This window comes from Streptomyces sp. NPDC058662, assembly GCF_042716255.1.
Taxonomy (GTDB): Bacteria; Actinomycetota; Actinomycetes; order Streptomycetales; family Streptomycetaceae; genus Streptomyces.
In genome coordinates, this window is the sequence record NZ_JBHXRU010000008.1 from 96,558 (window position 1) to 112,114 (window position 15,557).

At 73.1% G+C, this 15,557-nt stretch carries 18 protein-coding genes; 8 read left to right on the forward strand and 10 right to left on the reverse strand.

Translation table 11 applies throughout. The annotated features are described in order from the left end of the window. Positions 1-90: 90 nt before the first annotated feature. The 4 genes from ACFWUQ_RS05790 to ACFWUQ_RS05805 all read right to left on the reverse strand — a co-directional run bounded on the left by ACFWUQ_RS05790 (position 91) and on the right by ACFWUQ_RS05805 (position 1,920). The gene (locus ACFWUQ_RS05790) at positions 91-918 is read right to left on the reverse strand and encodes a class I SAM-dependent methyltransferase (protein WP_384533295.1); all 828 of its coding nucleotides are present in this window, start codon (positions 916-918) and stop codon (positions 91-93) included. 80 nt (positions 919-998) lie between these two features. Next, positions 999-1,259 carry a hypothetical protein gene (locus tag ACFWUQ_RS05795; protein WP_384533298.1) on the reverse strand — a complete coding sequence of 87 codons (261 nt, stop codon included), beginning with the start codon at positions 1,257-1,259 and terminating at the stop codon, positions 999-1,001. After that, positions 1,246-1,554, reverse strand: coding sequence for a DUF6400 family protein (locus ACFWUQ_RS05800; RefSeq protein WP_384533301.1), 309 nt, complete (start codon positions 1,552-1,554; stop codon positions 1,246-1,248). Before ACFWUQ_RS05800 ends, ACFWUQ_RS05795 begins: the two co-directional genes overlap by 14 nt. 123 nt (positions 1,555-1,677) lie before the next feature. Further along, on the reverse strand, positions 1,678-1,920 hold the full coding sequence (locus ACFWUQ_RS05805; RefSeq protein ID WP_384533304.1) for an antitoxin MazE7: 243 nt from the start codon (positions 1,918-1,920) through the stop codon (positions 1,678-1,680). 182 nt (positions 1,921-2,102) lie between these two features. Between ACFWUQ_RS05805 and ACFWUQ_RS05810 the strand changes: the two genes are divergently transcribed. After that, positions 2,103-2,474: a PRC-barrel domain-containing protein gene (locus ACFWUQ_RS05810; protein WP_384533307.1), complete on the forward strand. Its 372-nt coding sequence runs from the start codon at positions 2,103-2,105 to the stop codon at positions 2,472-2,474. 89 nt (positions 2,475-2,563) lie between these two features. Here the strand turns inward: ACFWUQ_RS05810 and ACFWUQ_RS05815 are convergent, their stop codons facing one another. From ACFWUQ_RS05815 to ACFWUQ_RS05825, 3 genes are all read right to left on the reverse strand, one after another. After that, the gene (locus ACFWUQ_RS05815) at positions 2,564-3,739 is read right to left on the reverse strand and encodes a glutamate--cysteine ligase (protein WP_384533310.1); all 1,176 of its coding nucleotides are present in this window, start codon (positions 3,737-3,739) and stop codon (positions 2,564-2,566) included. A 112-nt stretch (positions 3,740-3,851) separates the two neighbouring features. Continuing rightward, positions 3,852-4,451, reverse strand: coding sequence for a DUF5133 domain-containing protein (locus tag ACFWUQ_RS05820; RefSeq protein WP_384533313.1), 600 nt, complete (start codon positions 4,449-4,451; stop codon positions 3,852-3,854). 131 nt (positions 4,452-4,582) lie between these two features. Further along, on the reverse strand, positions 4,583-5,137 hold the full coding sequence (locus tag ACFWUQ_RS05825; RefSeq protein ID WP_384533316.1) for an STAS domain-containing protein: 555 nt from the start codon (positions 5,135-5,137) through the stop codon (positions 4,583-4,585). 153 nt (positions 5,138-5,290) lie between these two features. Here ACFWUQ_RS05825 and ACFWUQ_RS05830 point away from each other — a divergent pair, with 153 nt between their 5' ends. Then, entirely contained in the window at positions 5,291-5,614 is a 324-nt protein-coding gene (locus ACFWUQ_RS05830; RefSeq protein WP_384533318.1) for a hypothetical protein, read from the forward strand. A gap of 17 nt (positions 5,615-5,631) precedes the next feature. On the opposite strand, the gene ACFWUQ_RS05835 is transcribed toward ACFWUQ_RS05830, so the two are convergent. After that, a complete protein-coding gene (locus ACFWUQ_RS05835; RefSeq protein WP_384533359.1) occupies positions 5,632-6,363 on the reverse strand; it encodes a VOC family protein in 732 nt (243 codons plus the stop codon). Between the two features lie 264 nt (positions 6,364-6,627). Here ACFWUQ_RS05835 and ACFWUQ_RS05840 point away from each other — a divergent pair, with 264 nt between their 5' ends. Then, positions 6,628-7,080, forward strand: a complete 453-nt coding sequence (locus ACFWUQ_RS05840) for a hypothetical protein (protein WP_384533321.1) — start codon at positions 6,628-6,630, stop codon at positions 7,078-7,080. Positions 7,081-7,190: 110 nt separating this feature from the next. On the opposite strand, the gene ACFWUQ_RS05845 is transcribed toward ACFWUQ_RS05840, so the two are convergent. Next, on the reverse strand, positions 7,191-8,051 hold the full coding sequence (locus tag ACFWUQ_RS05845) for an endonuclease/exonuclease/phosphatase family protein (RefSeq protein WP_384533324.1): 861 nt from the start codon (positions 8,049-8,051) through the stop codon (positions 7,191-7,193). A 363-nt stretch (positions 8,052-8,414) separates the two neighbouring features. Here ACFWUQ_RS05845 and ACFWUQ_RS05850 point away from each other — a divergent pair, with 363 nt between their 5' ends. After that, a complete protein-coding gene (locus ACFWUQ_RS05850) occupies positions 8,415-11,429 on the forward strand; it encodes a carbohydrate binding domain-containing protein (RefSeq protein ID WP_384533327.1) in 3,015 nt (1,004 codons plus the stop codon). On the opposite strand, the gene ACFWUQ_RS05855 is transcribed toward ACFWUQ_RS05850, so the two are convergent. After that, positions 11,417-12,094 (reverse strand): beta-glucanase, encoded by a 678-nt coding sequence (locus tag ACFWUQ_RS05855; RefSeq protein ID WP_384533330.1) that lies wholly within the window; start codon positions 12,092-12,094, stop codon positions 11,417-11,419. The genes ACFWUQ_RS05850 and ACFWUQ_RS05855 overlap by 13 nt on opposite strands. 233 nt (positions 12,095-12,327) lie before the next feature. Here ACFWUQ_RS05855 and ACFWUQ_RS05860 point away from each other — a divergent pair, with 233 nt between their 5' ends. From ACFWUQ_RS05860 to ACFWUQ_RS05875, 4 genes are all read left to right on the forward strand, one after another. After that, positions 12,328-12,756: a hypothetical protein gene (locus tag ACFWUQ_RS05860; protein ID WP_384533333.1), complete on the forward strand. Its 429-nt coding sequence runs from the start codon at positions 12,328-12,330 to the stop codon at positions 12,754-12,756. Between the two features lie 53 nt (positions 12,757-12,809). Beyond that, the gene (locus ACFWUQ_RS05865) at positions 12,810-12,983 is read left to right on the forward strand and encodes a helix-turn-helix transcriptional regulator (RefSeq protein WP_384533362.1); all 174 of its coding nucleotides are present in this window, start codon (positions 12,810-12,812) and stop codon (positions 12,981-12,983) included. Continuing rightward, positions 12,980-13,954 carry an NAD(P)-dependent alcohol dehydrogenase gene (locus ACFWUQ_RS05870; RefSeq protein ID WP_384533336.1) on the forward strand — a complete coding sequence of 325 codons (975 nt, stop codon included), beginning with the start codon at positions 12,980-12,982 and terminating at the stop codon, positions 13,952-13,954. The genes ACFWUQ_RS05865 and ACFWUQ_RS05870 overlap by 4 nt, the downstream gene beginning before the upstream one ends. Positions 13,955-14,080: 126 nt before the next feature. After that, positions 14,081-15,481 carry an NADP-dependent succinic semialdehyde dehydrogenase gene (locus ACFWUQ_RS05875; RefSeq protein ID WP_384533339.1) on the forward strand — a complete coding sequence of 467 codons (1,401 nt, stop codon included), beginning with the start codon at positions 14,081-14,083 and terminating at the stop codon, positions 15,479-15,481. The last annotated feature ends 76 nt before the right edge of the window (positions 15,482-15,557 follow it).

Genomic DNA, 15,557 nt, shown 5'->3' on the forward strand with positions numbered 1-15,557 from the left:
ACAGGGGGTCCGGCCCGTCTTACCCCCGACCGCCTGCTTCCGCCCACCCGGGGGTCCGCCCCGCGGCGGAAGGAGGGCGGGCGGGTGCGGTCAGGTGCGGTGTGCCGTGAGGAGCAGGTACTCCCACTCCATGACGCCGTTCGCGGAGTTCGCGCGCACGAGGGCGTCGAGGTCGGCGTCGAGGGCCGCCACGCGCTCGGGGTCGTCGCCGATGAAGCGGTAGACGGCGATGGTCGGTCCGTAGCAGGCCTTGAAGAAGGCGCGGAACTCCTCCGGCTGCCCGAACCGGGCCACGCGGACCGTGCGGCGCGAGGTCTCCACGTCGGTGACCGCGTCACCGAGGAGCTCGTGGACGTGCTCCTCGTCGCCCCACAGCGGCGGCGGCTGGGCCCCGGGCGGCGGCGGGGGCGCGTAGGGCTTCATCGCGGCGAACATCTGCCCGATGAACCCCTGCGGGGTCCAGTTGATCAGCCCGATGGTGCCGCCCGAGCGGCAGACGCGCAGCATCTCGGAGGCGGCCGCCGCGTGGTGCGGGGCGAACATGATGCCGACACAGGACATCACCGTGTCGAACTCGCCGTCCGCGAACGGCAGCGCCTCGGCGTCGGCCTCGCACCACTCCAGCTCCACGCCGCGTACCGAGGCCAGATGGCGGCCCACCTCCAGCAGGTCGGGGGTGAGGTCGGAGGCGACCACGTCCGCTCCCGCCTCGGCGGCCGGAATGGCCACGTTGCCGGAGCCCGCGGCGATATCGAGCACCCGGTCCCCGCGCCCGACGGCGCATTCCCGGACGAGCAGGGGTCCCAGGTCGGAGATGAGGCGCGAGGCCACGGACGGGTAGTCGCCCAGGGCCCACATCGCCCGGTGCTTGTCCTTCAGGGCGCGGTCGGCCTGCACCGCGTCGCTCAGCTCGGTCATGACGGCCGCCCTCCAGAGTTCGCAGCGCCCCCTCTGTTCCGAGCATAGGGACGTTTGCGGGGCGCGGCTCCCCGACCGCGTCAGAGCCGCGGGAGGGCTCGGGTGACCCGGCTCCACAGGGTGGACCGGGTGGCGCCGAAACCGCTCTCGTGCACCCACACGTGGGTACAGCCCGGGCACTGGAGGTGCAGCAGGCTGCCGGTGTTGGCGAGTAGGTACCGCCAGTGCGCGGAGCAGGTCCTGCGCTCCCCGCAGGGCTCGCAGCCGCGGGTGTCGTCGCAGTTCGGGCACGGCACCCAGGCCCGGCGGCCGATGTTTGCCTGAGGGTCAAGCGGCAGCACGGCCGTGCCCCCGCCCCGGGAGCACGCCCGCCGCGACCAGGTCGTCGTACAGGCGCTGCTGCGCCTCGTCGAGGCCCGAGTACAGCAGGTCGTACGCCGCTTCCTCGCCGCGCAGTACCTCGACCGGGTCCCAGTCGGAGCCGAGGGCGGCCATCACCTCGGCCCGGCGGGACACCTCGTGGGCGGTGAGGTCGACAGTGAAGTCCACCAGCGCCGCGGGGTCCGGCCGCCCGGCTCCGGGCAGGTGCGGGCCGGTGGCGTCGGGACCGTCGCAGGACGGGGGGTGCTGGCTCATGACGCCGAACTTAGGTATGCCTTCCTTGTCTGGTCAAGGGAGGGTGGGCGGAGTCACAGCGGCCGCCCGCCCGCCCCGGGCGCCGAACCAGCCCGCTCCGGGGAGCGGGCGCGGGCGCCCGCCTCAGGCCGCCCGGGAGGAGCCGTCCCGCCCGGCGCCGAAATCGCGTGCGAACCCCTCGCGGAAACCGGGCCGCTCCACCGCCCGCTCGAAGGCGCCGGTGGCGCGGGCCAGGGCGGCCTCCTGCTCCTGGGCGGCGGCCAGCTCGGCCAGGTAGCCGGCCAGGTCCAGCCCGCGGGCCTCGGCGAGGGCGGTCAGCCGCGCGTGGACGTCGGCGTCGAGCTCGACCGTGGTGGTGTCAGCCATGTTCCGAGTATGCGCGTCCGCGCGGCGCGGGGAAGGCGGTTCGGCCCACGTGTACGCCGCCGGTCGCGGGGCAGGCGCGGCACAGGCAAGGAGACACAGGACCGAGAGGGAGGCCGAGCGGGACGACGGCGTCACGTCCGCCGCGACCCCCGGGCCCCCGCCACCGGAGGAGATGTTTTCGCGTGACTGACCACGCCTGGAACTACCCCGTCACCTCGGGCCACCTGACGGGTGCCGACCTGACCGGCTACAAGGTCGAGGCGCTCGACGGCAGTATCGGCAAGGTCGACAAGCACTCCGACGAGGCCGGTGACGCCTACCTCGTCGTGGACACCGGAGTGTGGATCTTCGGGAAGGAAGTGCTCCTCCCCGCCGGCGCCGTGACCCGCGTCGACCTGGAGGAGGAGAAGATCCACGTCAGCCTCACCAAGGACCAGATCAAGGACGCCCCGGAATTCCACCGGGAGCAGCACCTGGGCGACACCGGCTACCGCGAGGAGCTGGGCCTCTACTACGGCATCGGCGGCGGCCCGTTCGGCAGCCACCGCGCCTGAGCCCAACGGCGCCGACGCGGCGCCGCACGCTACTGGTCCCCGGCCCCACCAGGGCCGGGGACCAGTAGCGTGCGCGCCTGGGCGATGCCTCAGGCGGCTGCCGTGGACCGCGCGAGGCCGTCCACGACGTCCCGGATCCGGCCGCGCCGCGCGTAGGCCGACCGCTGCCGGGCCGCGCCGTTGCCCCGGGTGCGGATCCGTTCCACGATGCCGGCGGCCACGGCCAGGTCGCCCGCCGCGTGCAGGCCGGGGGCGGCTCGTTCGAGGAGCCGGTCGAGCAGCTGCGGCGCGGGCACCAGCAGGCCTGCGACCGGGTCCAGCCCCTCGCCGTCCAAGCCGTTCGCGGCGCCGAGGCGGTGTGCCTCCAGCAGCGCCCGGCTCGCCAGCTCCGGGGGCGGGCGGCCGTCGTCGATCTCCGGCGTCAGCGTGGCGGCGAGGCCCCGTACGAGGATGGCGAGCAGGACGACCGTGTCGAGGTCGGACGTGACGTCGGCGACCCGGATCTCCAGGGTCGGCACGTGCTCCGACGGGCGGGCGTACCAATAGATCATGCGCCGGTCCATCAGGGTCCCCCGCTGTACGAGGGCCTGGGCCAGCCGGTCGTAGCCGTCCTCGTCCAGGACCGGGGCGGGGCCCACCGTGGGCCAGTGGGCGTGCTCGACCGACCGCCAGCTCGCGTACCCGGTGTCCCCGCCGTGCGCGTACGGGGAGTTGGCCGCGAGTGCCTGCAGGACGGGGAGCCAGGGGCGCATGTGGTTCGCGAGTGCGAGCGCCTGGGCGCGCCCCGTGACGCCCACGTGCACGTGGCAGCCGCACACGACCTGGTCGTACCGGCCTATCGCGTGCGGGAAGCGCTCCTCCATCCGCCGGTAGCGCTCGCCCTCGCTCACCACCAGCGGCCGGTCCGGTGGTATCGGGGGAGTGCCGGACGCGACGAGCAGGCAGCCCTCGTCGGCGGCCGCCGCGCCCAGGACGGACCGCAGCCGTGCCAGGTCGGCGCGGAGGGCGGCGGCACTCGAAGCGGGCTGGGAGCAGACCTCCACCTGGGCGGTGAAGAACTCCGGCTGCACCCGCGCGCCCAGCAGCCCGCTCGCCGCCCGGACCACACGCGGCCCGCGCCCGACGGGAGCCCGGCTGCGCGGGTCGACCAGCAGGAACTCCTCTTCCACTCCCATGGTCAGTCGTTCCGGCGCGGTCGCGGGAAAGGCCGCGGGAGCTGCCTCGGCCGTGGCGGGCGTCTCGGGGTTCGGAGTGGATGCGGACACCGTCAGTGACATCGTCGACCCCTCGTCGGTCAGATGGGCAAAGGGTGCAAAGGCAGCAAAGGTCGCATACCCCGCACTCCCTACTCTGCCCCCCAGGGGGCGGGAGAGCCAGCTACCGCCGTTCGGCGAGGTGTCTCATGGCCGCGAGCACCGCTTCGTGCACCGTCCGGCGCGCCATGAGGACGCACAGCGTGTACGCGGCGTCGTCGAGCTCGCTCCGGGCGCCCTCGTCCCACGGCGTCTCCCGGACCCGCCGCCGGCACTCCCGGAAGCGCGCGAGGGCGTCCGCGGTCCGCTCGGGACACGGCAGCAGCCCCCGTACCGGGGAGGCGGGCGAGACCCGGGCGGCCCCGATGGCCAGGCGCAGCCCGCGCTCCACACCGGAGGGCACGACACCGCCCCGCGAGCCGTCCACCAGCGCGAGGGCCACCGCCATTGGAGTGACACCGGCCGTCTCCGACGCCGCCGTCAGTACCGTCCGGGCCTCACGCGCCGTGCACGGGGTCAGCGCCATGATCATGCCGAGGGCCTGCGCCGTCACCGGGGCGTCGACCGCCTCGTCCGGTGGGCAGGACGCGGGAGCCCCGGACGCAGGTGTCCCGGACGCGGGCGCCCCGGACACGGAGGTCGCCCCGGACACGGAGGGCGCGGTCGCGGCGGCGGGCGCCGGCGCGGGCTCGGCGGCGGGCTCGGCGGCAGGAGGAGGAAACACCACGGTCTCGTTCCCTTCGACCCGGAAAGGGTGAGTGGAGGACGGCAGGAGTCGGCATGCGGTATCGAAGGTGCACCGGGCCGTACGGGTACGGCGCGGTGCGGGTCGGGACGGCCTCGCGGCGGCCTCCCTCACACCCGCCGTCGGCGGGAGTCCCCGGCCGGCGGCCGGGTGCGCCAGATCCTGGCGAGCATGTCGTGTACGGAACGCACGTGCAGGCCCTTGCCGCTCGCCTCCGCCTCGACGTCCGCCCAGGCGCGCTCCTGCTCGGCGCGCTGCCGTACGACGCGGCAGAACGCACGGGCGGCGGCGGGGTCGCCGCCCGCGGCATCGTCGGCGGCTCGGCCCGGCCCGTCCTCGGCGGTTCCGCCCGGTCCCTCCCCGGCGTCCTCGCCGTCGAGGGACAGCAGTTCCAGCAGCTGCCGGGGCTGCGCCTGCCAGCCGACGACCAGGACCCGCAGCCCCAGGTCCTCGGCACGCCGCCGGAGGTCGAGGAGCAGGCCCAGGCCCGGCTCGTCCATCACGTGCACCCCGTGCAGGTCCACCAGGGCGACCGCCGTATGGTCCGGCGTCGGGTCCAGCGCGTGCGCCAGTGCCGGGGCCGCGTGCGCGTCCAGCACGCCCGCGGCACTGATCAGCACGGTGTTCCCGGCGTACTCGATCGCCGTGTCGAAAGTGGACTGCATAGACGGTCTCTTCCTGGCCTGCCACGGAAGTCCCGATCCGGTCTCTCCGAGTGACTTCCGGTGGAGGCACATCCTGTCGCCCGGGGGAGCCCGTACCCGTACGGCGCGCCGTACGATGCAGAGGGGGAACACACGTGGCTCCGGGAGGTCGCCATGACCAATCGGCACCGTTTCCACCTCGATCAGAACGGCCACTCGATCAGCGTGCTGTGCGAGGGGCCCCGCCGCGCCGTCGCGGTACTGGTGGACGGCCGGACCGTCGCCACCGCGCGCCCCCAGAGGGCGGCCCGCACCGTGCTGGCGGCGCAGCTTCCCGGCGACCCGCCGGAGCCCTTCAGCATCCATCTCGGACCGCCGGCCGGTCCCGACGACGGCCTGCTGTGCTCCTTCGTGACCGACGACGGCATGAGCTACCTCATGCCCGACGTTCCCCTCGCGCCCGGCGGAGGAAGCCCTCCCCCGCGTGCGACGGGCTGACGGGCCGAAGGCGCCGGTCAGGACGACGCCGGCGAGACGAGGGTGAACAGGGCGCCGTCGGGATCGCCGACCGCGACCCAGCGGCCGGTCGGAGACGTCCGGACAGGGGAGGCGGTACGGCCGCCCAGGCGGATGGCGTCAGCCACGGCGGCCTCCAGGTCCGGTACCTGGAAGTGGACGTGCCAGCGCGGCCTGACCTGCGGGTCCGGGTCGGTGTCCACGGCGCCGCCGTTGATCCGGGCGACCGTGTTGCGGCCGTGGCGCAGCACGACGTGGTCGTGCTCGTAGGAGACCATGCAGCAGCCGGGGCGCTCGCCGGCCCAGTCGAGGACCTCGCCGTAGAAGATCGCCGCGGCGAAGGCGTCGCGGGTGCGGAGTTCGAGCCAGGCGGGCGCCGTCCCGCGGCCCACCGTCCAGTCGGGGATCACCTCGCCCTGCCAGAAGCCGAAGACCGCCCCGTCCGGGTCGGCGGCCAGTCCGGCGCGGCCCGTACCGAAGGACAGCGGGCCGACGGCCATGGTGGCGCCGCGCTCGCGGACCCGGGCCGCCGTGTCGTCCGCGTCGTCGACGGCGAAGTACGGGGTCCACGCCACCGGGAGGGCGAGGCTCTCGGCCAGCGCGCCGATCCCGGCGACCGGCGCCCCGTCGCGGAACGCGATGGAGAAGCCGTCTCCGAAACGGGTGCGGCGGAACTCCCAGCCCAGCACCGGGCCGTAGAAGCGTTGTGCGGAAGCGAGGTCGCGGGCCATCAGGCTCACCCAGCACGGCGCGCCGAACACCTCGTGACTTGACGTCGACACAGCAGCCCACTCCACTGTCGCTCGTCCTGATCGGGACCGGCCCCACCGTAGCCCCGCCCGGCGCGGAAGCCCGCGAGGCTCGGCCAGGGAAACCGGGGCGGCGCCCGCCGCCGCTGCCCGGAGCGGGTGCGGAACAGCGGCGCAGGGCCGCGGGGGAGCCGGGCGGGCGAAAAGGCATGGGGCCGGGCATGGAGTCCGGCTACGGTGGCGGCCATGCATCACGATCGGCGCCGGCGCCGCGAGCGCCGCTCCGTGTTCCGCGTGGGCACGGCTGTTCCCGTACGCGAGGTTCCGACGCCGGTCGTCGCGGGCACCGTCGTCCTGCTCGCGGGGTACTTCTCCGGCAAGCAGAAGGACGCCGGCGCGCTCATGGACGCCGCCGCGGCCGACTTGGCGGCGCGCGGCGCCCGGGTCGCCGCGCGGGTCGTCCAGCGCCGGGGAGTCTCGGACGGCGGGGTGCGGAAGATGTCCCTGCCGTTCTCCTCGCGCACGCTCATGCGCTCCGGCAAGGTCCGCGAGGCGGCCGGGATACGGGAGCGGACCGGCGCCGGCGCCGTCGTCCTCCTCACCCCGCTGACGGTGCTGACGGAACGGCAGCGGCAGGTCCTGTCGGTGGCGTTCGACTGCCCGGTGCTGAGCCTGCGGGAAGCGCTCGGAGCGGCCTGACGCGGTGACCGTCGTGACCGCCGTGGCGCCGACCGCCTGCCGGAGGGCGGGCGCGGCGTACCCGCGCCCGCCCTCCGGGCCGCGCCCGCGCCCCCCCGGAGGCGGGAAGCCTACGCGGCCACGCTCACGCTCTCGATCATCACGTGGTGGTCGGAGTAGGCCGAGTCGGCCACCGCGCACCAGCGTCGGGTCTCGCTGCTGAAGACGTAGTCGATCTTCCCGCCGAAGCTGTGGGTCGCCCGTCCCGTCCGGGAGGCGCCGCTCTGGTCGCACTCCTGGTAGCCCTCGGTGCCGGGACCCGTGGAGTAGAGGCCGGCAGGCCACACCCACGCGGCGGCGTTGTTCGGGGCGTCCGGCGGGAGCGCATTGAAGTCCCCGCCGAAGACCACCTTGGGGAAGGTGTCCACCACGGCCTTGATCTGCGCGAACTGGTCGTCGCGGTAGTCCCAGTCGGGGTGGTCCGGATTGCTGCCCAGCCGCGAGGCGTGGACGTTGCACAGCCGGACGTCCCAGTAGACCGCCGTCGCGCACTGGAAGGGAGTCTGCTGACCCGTGTACGGCTGCGTCAGCGGGTACTGCCCGGCGTCCGCCATCCCGCCCTTGACCAGGATCGCTGTGCCGATGCGGTCCGCGCGCCCGGTGTCCTCACCGCAGCGGCTGTTCCACCTCGTTCCGTCCTGCGACCACTGGTACGGCTCGAAGCTCTTGCTCCACCCCGCCCCCAGCTGCGTCATCAGCAGGGTCAGGTCGTCCTCGCACACCTCCTGCAGCAACGCGGCCTGCACGTAGGAGTTCCGCACGTGGTGCGTGACCACGCCGATCTTCTGCTCGGGTGTTCCGGTGCCCTCGCAATGCCAGGTGGAGCGCTGCGAACCGCACATGTTCCAGGACATGACCTGGAGGTTCTTCGGCTCCGCGGCCACCGCCGCCGGTGCGCCCAGCAGCGCGGTGAGCACCAGGGAGCCCAGCACCCCGGCACCCCTCCTCGCTATCGCTCTCATGTCCATCGCTTTCCCGTTCCCCTGTCCTCGTCCGTCTCGCTCGGTCTCTTGATCGACAGCACTGAGAGTAACCGGCGCCGGCAAGACCGGGGCCCGGCGCCCAGTGGGGCGCGAACGGCCGTGCCCGACCTCTTTACGGGGGTGTCAGCGGCCGGTAACTTCCACGACGCAAGCGCTTGCAGCAAGATTCAGATTGCCCTTTCAGGCCAACCACCCCCGTCCGCCGGGGCTTTGGGCGCGCCGAGGCCCCGGCGGAACGGCGAGGGCGCGCCCCGGCGCCCCGCCCGCGGACGCCGCGGCCACCGCCGCCGCGGCCCTAGCTGGGAGCCACGCATGAGACGCACCCCGCACCGCCTGCCCCCGGCACGCTTCCTCGCGGCCGCCACCGCGGCGGCGGGACTCCTCGGCCTGCTCGCGGCACTGCCCCCCGCGGCCGACGCCGCCACCGCGGCGACCGCCGGCGCCGAGAACTCCGTCACGGTCTTCTACTACACGAAGACCAAGAACTGGCCCGCCCCCTACCTCCACTACGCCCCTGACGGCGGATCCTGGACCTCCGTACCCGGCGTGCCGATGGAGGCCGCCTGTGCCGACTGGGCCAAGCGGACCGTCCCGCTGGGCGCCGCGGCCGGCCTGAAGGCCACCTTCAACAACGGTTCCGGCGCATGGGACAACAACGCGGGCCGGAACTACGACCTCGGCCCCGGCAGCGTTACCGTCAAGGACGGTGCCGTGGCGCACAGCGACCCCTGCGCGGGCACGGGCCCGCCTCCGACGCCCACCCCCCTCCCGACCCCCACGGGCGGCGGATCCGCCACCGCGACCGTCTACTACTCGACGGCCACCGTCGGCTGGACCACGACGAACCTGCACTACAGGCCCGACGGCGGGGCCTGGACGACCGTCCCGGGCACCGGCATGCAGCCCGCCTGCACCGGCTGGGTGAAGAAGACCGTGGTCCTCGGCGGCGCCACGGGCATGCGCGCCGCGTTCAACAACGGCAACGGCGTCTGGGACAACAACAACGGCGGCGACTACACGCTCCCCGCCGGCCCGAGCACCGTGAAGGACCGCACGGTCACGGCGAACGCGAACGACCCGTGCGCCGCCGAACCCCCGGACACCGAGCCGCCGACCCCGCCGTCCGCTCCGGTCGCCCGGGCCGACGGCGTGGCCGTCATCCTGACCTGGGAACCCTCCACAGACAACAAACGGGTGACGAAGTACCAGGTCACGCGCACCGGCGGCACCCGAGGCAGTGTGGTCACCGACGTGGGTTCGACGGTGCTGACCGAGTCGAACCTGGAACCGAGGACCGCCTACTCCTACACGGTCAAGGCGATGGACGCCGCCGGGAACACCTCCGCACCCTCTATGGCCGCCACGGCCACCACCGGTGACGCGCCCCCGGCCGCGCCCCCGGGCCGGCCGCTCGGCACCGACCCGCGCAAGGACCCCATCTACTTCGTCCTCACCGCACGCTTCCACAACGGTGACGCGGGCAACGACCGGGGCGGCAACCAGCACGAGAAGTCCGGCAACGCCGCTCAGGGCGACCCCATGTTCCGGGGCGACTTCAAGGGCCTGATCGAGAAGCTCGACTACATCAAGGCCCTCGGCATGTCCGCGGTCTGGATCACCCCGGTCGTGCTGAACCGTTCCGACTACGACTACCACGGCTACCACGGCTATGACTTCTACCGAGTCGACCCGCGCCTGGAGTCCGCCGGCGCCTCGTACCGGGACCTGATCAACGCCGCCCACGCCAAGGGCATGAAGATCTATCAGGACGTCGTCTACAACCACTCCTCGCGCTGGGGGGCCAAGGGCCTGTTCACCCCCACGGTCTTCGGGGTCCGGGACCAGGACTGGTCCTGGTACTACGACGAGCGGAACGAGGGATTCGACTACGACGGTCTGACGGTCGACCCCAAGAGCGGCAAGTCCTACTACAACGGCGACCTCTGGTCCACGCGGGAGCCGACCGGCAACACCTGCCTCGACTGGGGCACGCCCACCTCGTCGACCTCCCCGCAGGGCTACCGCATCTACAACTGCCAGTGGCCCGGGCCCACGTCCGGCATGTTCCCGGAGCAGTACTACCACGCGTGCTGGCTGGGCAACTGGGAGGGCGAGGACTCGCGTTCCTGCTGGCTGCACGACGACCTCGCCGACTTCGACACCGAGTCCGCCCCCGTCCAGAACTACCTGATCGGCGCCTACGCCAAGTACATCGACATGGGCGTCGACGGCTTCCGGGTGGACACCGCCGTGCACATTCCGCGCACCACCTGGAACCGACGCTTCCTGCCCGCCATCCAGGAGCGCGTCACGCAGCGGTTCGGCAGCGCGGCCGCGGAGAACTTCTTCGTCTTCGGCGAGGTCGGGGCCTTCGTCAACGACAAGTGGAACCGGGGCTCGGTGAACCACTCCGCCCAGTTCTTCACATGGAAGGAGCGCAAGCAGTACAGCGCCGGCGACGCGGCGGCCGCCCTGGAGATGTACGCGTACGAGAACCAGGCGGGACCGCAGGCGCAGCCGAGGTCGGCGAACGCCTTCCTCGTGGGCAACACCTACCACGCGCCGGACCGCAGCGCGTTCTCCGGGATGAACATCATCGACATGCGGATGCACATGAACTTCGGTGACGCCCCCAACGCCTTCCACAACGGCAAGGACTCCGACGACTCGACCAACGACGCCACGTACAACGTCGTCTACGTCGACAGCCACGACTACGGCCCCAACAAGAGCGCGGAGCGCTACGCGGGCGGCACCGACGCGTGGGCCGAGAACATGTCGCTCATGTGGACGTTCCGCGGCATCCCCGCGCTCTACTACGGATCGGAGATCGAGTTCCAGAAGGGCAGGAGGATCGACTGCGGTCCGAGCTGCCCGCTGGCCACCACGGGCCGCGCCTACTTCGGCGACCATCTCGCCGGGGACGTCCGGGCCTCGCAGTTCGCCCGGGCGGACTCCGCCACCGGGGCGGTCGCCGGGACCCTCGCCATGCCGCTGGTCCAGCACGTCCAGCGGCTGAACGAGATCCGCCGTTCGGTACCGGCCCTGCAGACGGGGCAGTACTCCACGGACGGCATCACCGGACAGATGGCGTTCAAGCGCCGCTACACCGCGGCCGGTACGGACAGCTTCGCCCTGGTCACCGTCTCCGGGGCGGCCGGGTACACGGGGATTCCCAACGGCACCTACCGCGACGCCGTCACCGGCGACACCCGGGTCGTCACCGACGGGACCCTCGCCGTGGCCGCGCCGGGCAAGGGAAACCTGCGCGTCTACGTCCTCGACGGTCCCGGCCGGATCGGCGCCCCGGGCCCCTACTTGAAGTAGCGCCGCCACGAGGAGCGGTACACGCTCAGCGCGGACACCTCGTAGGACATGCGCGAGACGTCCGGACCGGGCGCCGGGTGGTAACGCCCGGCGCTCACCGACAGGTTCACGATGAGGTACGCCCGCCAGCGCAGCCCGACGCCCCGCCGGTCGGCGTGCACCTGGCGGCCGTTGACCCGCCACACCACCGAGCGGGAGCCGAAGTCGACCCCGAGATCCACCCATGCGCCGGGTCGGATCGAGGGGTCGCGGTAGTAGTGGCCGCCGCCCCGCACATGGTTGGAGAGTTCGAGCAGGTCGGGATTGTCCGGGTGGTACTCGAAGACGTCGATCTCGTTGCCGCCGTCCAGCCAGGTCCAGATGGCGGGCCAGGCGCCGGTCTCCACGGGCAGGCGCACCCGCGCCTCCAGCGTGTCGCCGGTCCTGACCATGAACCCCTCGTCGCTGCCCTCCGTGGTCAGCAGTCCCGCGTCCCACTTGCCGTCCGGGCGCCGGGAGGCCCGGAAGGTCCCGGAGCGGCTGTAGTCGGGGTCGGTCACGAGGTGGTCGAGCTTGTCGTCGCCGGGGTTGGTGGGGCCGCCACGGGGATACGCCCACGAACGGCCGGCGACCCACTGGGAGGCCGAGCCGAAGTCCGCCGTGAAGACCGGGTTCCGATCGGGCATGGCATTCCTTTCCGGTGCGGGCGAGGGAGGCTCCTGCGTTCTGCCCCGCCCCGGTGGGGCGCATTCCGGTATGCGGAAGCCCGTTGATGCGCGTGTTGCACGCACGGCTCGCCCCGGTCCCGCCCCGCGATCCGCGCCCGTACCGGCCCGAGAGGCATGTACAGAATCATTGACATCATGTCCGGACTGCTTGACACTGCGAGAGTCAAAGATTCTTTACACGAGGAGCGCCGGTGGCGGTCGAAGAGAAACGCGCCTGGATCATGATCGTGGTCTCGGTCCTGTCGTACGCGGTCTACCTGGCGGTGGTGCTCGGCCGGTCCGGAGACCTACCGCTCACCCAGGTGCCGTACGAGCACGTGCTCATGTGGTCGGTCGGCGCGTCGATCGCCGCCTCGGTCCTGCTGCACATCGCCGTGACCGCCCTCTCGCCCGAGGACGCCCGGGCCAAGGACCAGCGGGACCGGGAGATCGGCCGCTTCGGCGAGCACATCGGCCAGTCGTTCGTCGTGATCGGCGCGGTGGCCGGACTCGTCCTCGCGATGCTGGACGCGGCGCCCTTCTGGATCGCCAACGCCATCTACCTGGCCTTCGTCCTGTCAGCGCTCCTCGGCTCGGGCACGAAGATCGTCTCCTACCGGCTGGGCTTCCACCCGTGGTGAAGCCGACGAGCGTCACCAACACGATCCGTGCCCTGCGCTTCGCCGCCGACGAGATGACCCAGGCCGAACTCGCCCGGCGCATCGGTGTGACCCGCCAGACCGTCATCGCCATCGAGCAGGGCCGCTACTCGCCCTCCCTGGAGAAGGCCTTCCAGATCGCCCGCGTCTTCGGCGTCCCGCTCGACCACGTGTTCCAGTACCGCGAGACCGAGGGAGACAGCTCATGAAGGCCATCGTCCACGACGTGTACGGCCCGCCGGACGTCATGCGGCTCGAAGAGATCGACCGCCCGGAACCGGGCCCGGGCGAGGTCCTCGTACGGGTCCGCGCCGCCGGCGTGGACCCGGGCGTCTGGCACCTGATGGCGGGCATGCCGTACGCGATACGCGCCGCGGGCTTCGGCCTGCGCGCGCCCAAGGACCGCGTACGGGGGCTCGACGTCGCCGGCGAGGTGGCGGCCGTGGGACCCGGCGTGACCCGCTTCCGAACGGGCGACGAGGTCTACGGCAACGCGGAGGGCTCCTTCGCCGAGTACGCCCGCGCGAAGGAGGGGCGGCTCGCGCCGAAGCCCGCCAACCTGAGCTTCGAGGAGGCGGCAGCCGTCCCGGTGTCCGGCTGCACCGCCCTCAAAGCAGTGCGCGACGGCGGCCCCCTCGGCGCCGGCCGCAGCGTCCTCGTCCTCGGCGCCTCCGGCGGCGTGGGCAGCTTCGCCGTCCAACTGGCCAAGAACCTCGGCGCGCACGTCACCGGCGTGTGCAGCGCCGGCAAGGCCGACCTGGTCCGCTCGCTCGGCGCCGACGAGGCCGTCGACTACGCGCGCGCCGACCCGACCGACGGCAGCCGGCGCCACGACCTCGTCCTCGACGCCGCCGGGAACAGATCCCTGACCGCGCTCCGCCGGTCCCTCACCGCCGACGGCACCCTCGTCATCATCGGCGGCGAGGGCGGCGGACGGTGGATCGGCGGGAACGACCGCCAGCTGCGCGCGATGCTGCTCTCCCCCTTCCTCCGCCAGCGGCTGCGCGCCCTCGCCGCCACGGTGCACCACCGCGACCTGCTCATCCTCACCGAACTCATTGAAGCGGGGTCGCTGCGCCCGGCCGTCGACCGCACCTACCCGCTGGCCGAGGTCCCCGACGCCGTCCGCCACCTGCGGGAGGGCCGGGCGCGCGGCAAGCTCGTCGTCGGCGTGGCCTGACGGCCCGCCGGGAGCGCGCCCGGCGAAGCCGCCCCCGGCCCCGCGCGGTCCCGGCCCTCGCGTTGCGGGGCCGTGGCCCGCGGGGCAGGGTTCGAGGCGGCGGCTCACTCGCAGGAAGGCCCGACCATGACCCTCGCCACCGTGGATCCCACCACCGGCCGGACGCTGGCCACCTTCGACGCGCTCGATCCCGGCGCCGTCGAGGAGTGCCTGGCGGAGGCCGCGCGGACCTTCTCCACCTACCGCCGCACCTCCTTCGCCGAACGGTCCGACCTCCTCATGCGGGCGGCGGCGCTCCTGGAGGAGGAGGCGGAAGCCGTCGCGCGGACCATGACCACCGAGATGGGCAAGCCCCTGGCCGCCTCCCGCGCGGAGGCGGCCAAATGCGTGAAGGCGATGCGCTGGTACGCCGCCCACGCGGAGTCCCTGCTGGCCGACGAGCACCCCGCCGAGGCCGACGTGCGCGACGCGGGGGCGGCGTCCGTCCACGTCCGCTACCGGCCGGTCGGCGTGGTCCTGGCCGTCATGCCGTGGAACTTCCCGCTGTGGCAGGTCGTACGGTTCGCCGCGCCCGCCCTCATGGCGGGCAACGTGGGCCTGCTCAAGCACGCCTCGAACGTGCCGCAGACCGCGCTCTACCTCGGCGACCTCTTCCGCCGGGCGGGGTTCCCGCGCGGGTGCTTCCAGACCCTGCTCATCGGCTCCGGGGGAGTGGAGGCCGTACTGCGCGACCCCAGGGTCGCGGCGGCCACGCTGACCGGCAGCGAACCGGCCGGGCGCGCGGTCGCCTCGGTGGCCGGGGACGAGGTCAAGAAGACGGTGCTGGAGCTGGGCGGCAGCGACCCGTACGTCGTGATGCCGTCGGCGGACGTCGCCCGCGCGGCGGCCACGGCCGTGACCGCGCGCGTGCAGAACAACGGGCAGTCGTGCATCGCCGCCAAGCGGTTCATCGTGCACACCGAGGTCTACGACGAGTTCGCCGAGCGCTTCACGGCCGGCATGTCGGCACTCGTCGTGGGCGACCCGATGGAGGAGTCCACCGACGTGGGCCCGCTGGCGACCGAGAGCGGCCGCGCCGACGTGGAGGAGCTCGTCGAGGACGCCGTGCGTCGCGGCGTCACCGTGCTCTGCGGCGGTCGGCGCCCGCCGGGCCGCCCCGACGGCTGGTTCTACGAGCCCACGGTCCTGGCCGACGTCACCCCCGCCATGCGCGTCGACCAGGAGGAGACCTTCGGGCCCGTCGCCACCCTCTACCGGGTGCGGAACCTGGACGAGGCCGTCGACCGGGCCAACAGCACGCCCTTCGGGCTGAGCTCGAACGTGTGGACCCGGGACGACGCGGACGTGGCCCGGTTCGCCCGCGACCTCGAAGCCGGCGGCGTCTTCGTCAACGGCATGACCGCCTCCCACCCGGCGCTGCCCTTCGGCGGCGTCAAGCGCTCGGGGTACGGGCGCGAACTGTCCGGGCACGGCATGCGGGAGTTCTGCAACATCACCACGGTCTGGCGGGCCGCGGCCGCCGACTGACCCCCGGCCGCCGACTGACCCCGGGCCGGTCGTGCGCGGGGCCCCGTGCCCCCGCCGCGCCCGGCTCCCCGTACGA

What these genes read in the sequence shown, in the direction of transcription:
- ACFWUQ_RS05875 (WP_384533339.1), top strand. Translation starts at nt 14,081, where the DNA reads ATGACCCTCGCCACCGTGGATCCCACCACCGGCCGGACGCTGGCCACC.
- ACFWUQ_RS05825 (WP_384533316.1), bottom strand. Translation starts at nt 5,137, where the DNA reads ATGCAGTCCACTTTCGACACGGCGATCGAGTACGCCGGGAACACCGTG.
- ACFWUQ_RS05790 (WP_384533295.1), bottom strand. Translation starts at nt 918, where the DNA reads ATGACCGAGCTGAGCGACGCGGTGCAGGCCGACCGCGCCCTGAAGGAC.
- ACFWUQ_RS05840 (WP_384533321.1), top strand. Translation starts at nt 6,628, where the DNA reads ATGCATCACGATCGGCGCCGGCGCCGCGAGCGCCGCTCCGTGTTCCGC.
- ACFWUQ_RS05865 (WP_384533362.1), top strand. Translation starts at nt 12,810, where the DNA reads ATGACCCAGGCCGAACTCGCCCGGCGCATCGGTGTGACCCGCCAGACC.
- ACFWUQ_RS05850 (WP_384533327.1), top strand. Translation starts at nt 8,415, where the DNA reads ATGAGACGCACCCCGCACCGCCTGCCCCCGGCACGCTTCCTCGCGGCC.
- ACFWUQ_RS05805 (WP_384533304.1), bottom strand. Translation starts at nt 1,920, where the DNA reads ATGGCTGACACCACCACGGTCGAGCTCGACGCCGACGTCCACGCGCGG.
- ACFWUQ_RS05835 (WP_384533359.1), bottom strand. Translation starts at nt 6,363, where the DNA reads ATGGCCCGCGACCTCGCTTCCGCACAACGCTTCTACGGCCCGGTGCTG.
- ACFWUQ_RS05870 (WP_384533336.1), top strand. Translation starts at nt 12,980, where the DNA reads ATGAAGGCCATCGTCCACGACGTGTACGGCCCGCCGGACGTCATGCGG.
- ACFWUQ_RS05855 (WP_384533330.1), bottom strand. Translation starts at nt 12,094, where the DNA reads ATGCCCGATCGGAACCCGGTCTTCACGGCGGACTTCGGCTCGGCCTCC.
- ACFWUQ_RS05830 (WP_384533318.1), top strand. Translation starts at nt 5,291, where the DNA reads ATGACCAATCGGCACCGTTTCCACCTCGATCAGAACGGCCACTCGATC.
- ACFWUQ_RS05800 (WP_384533301.1), bottom strand. Translation starts at nt 1,554, where the DNA reads ATGAGCCAGCACCCCCCGTCCTGCGACGGTCCCGACGCCACCGGCCCG.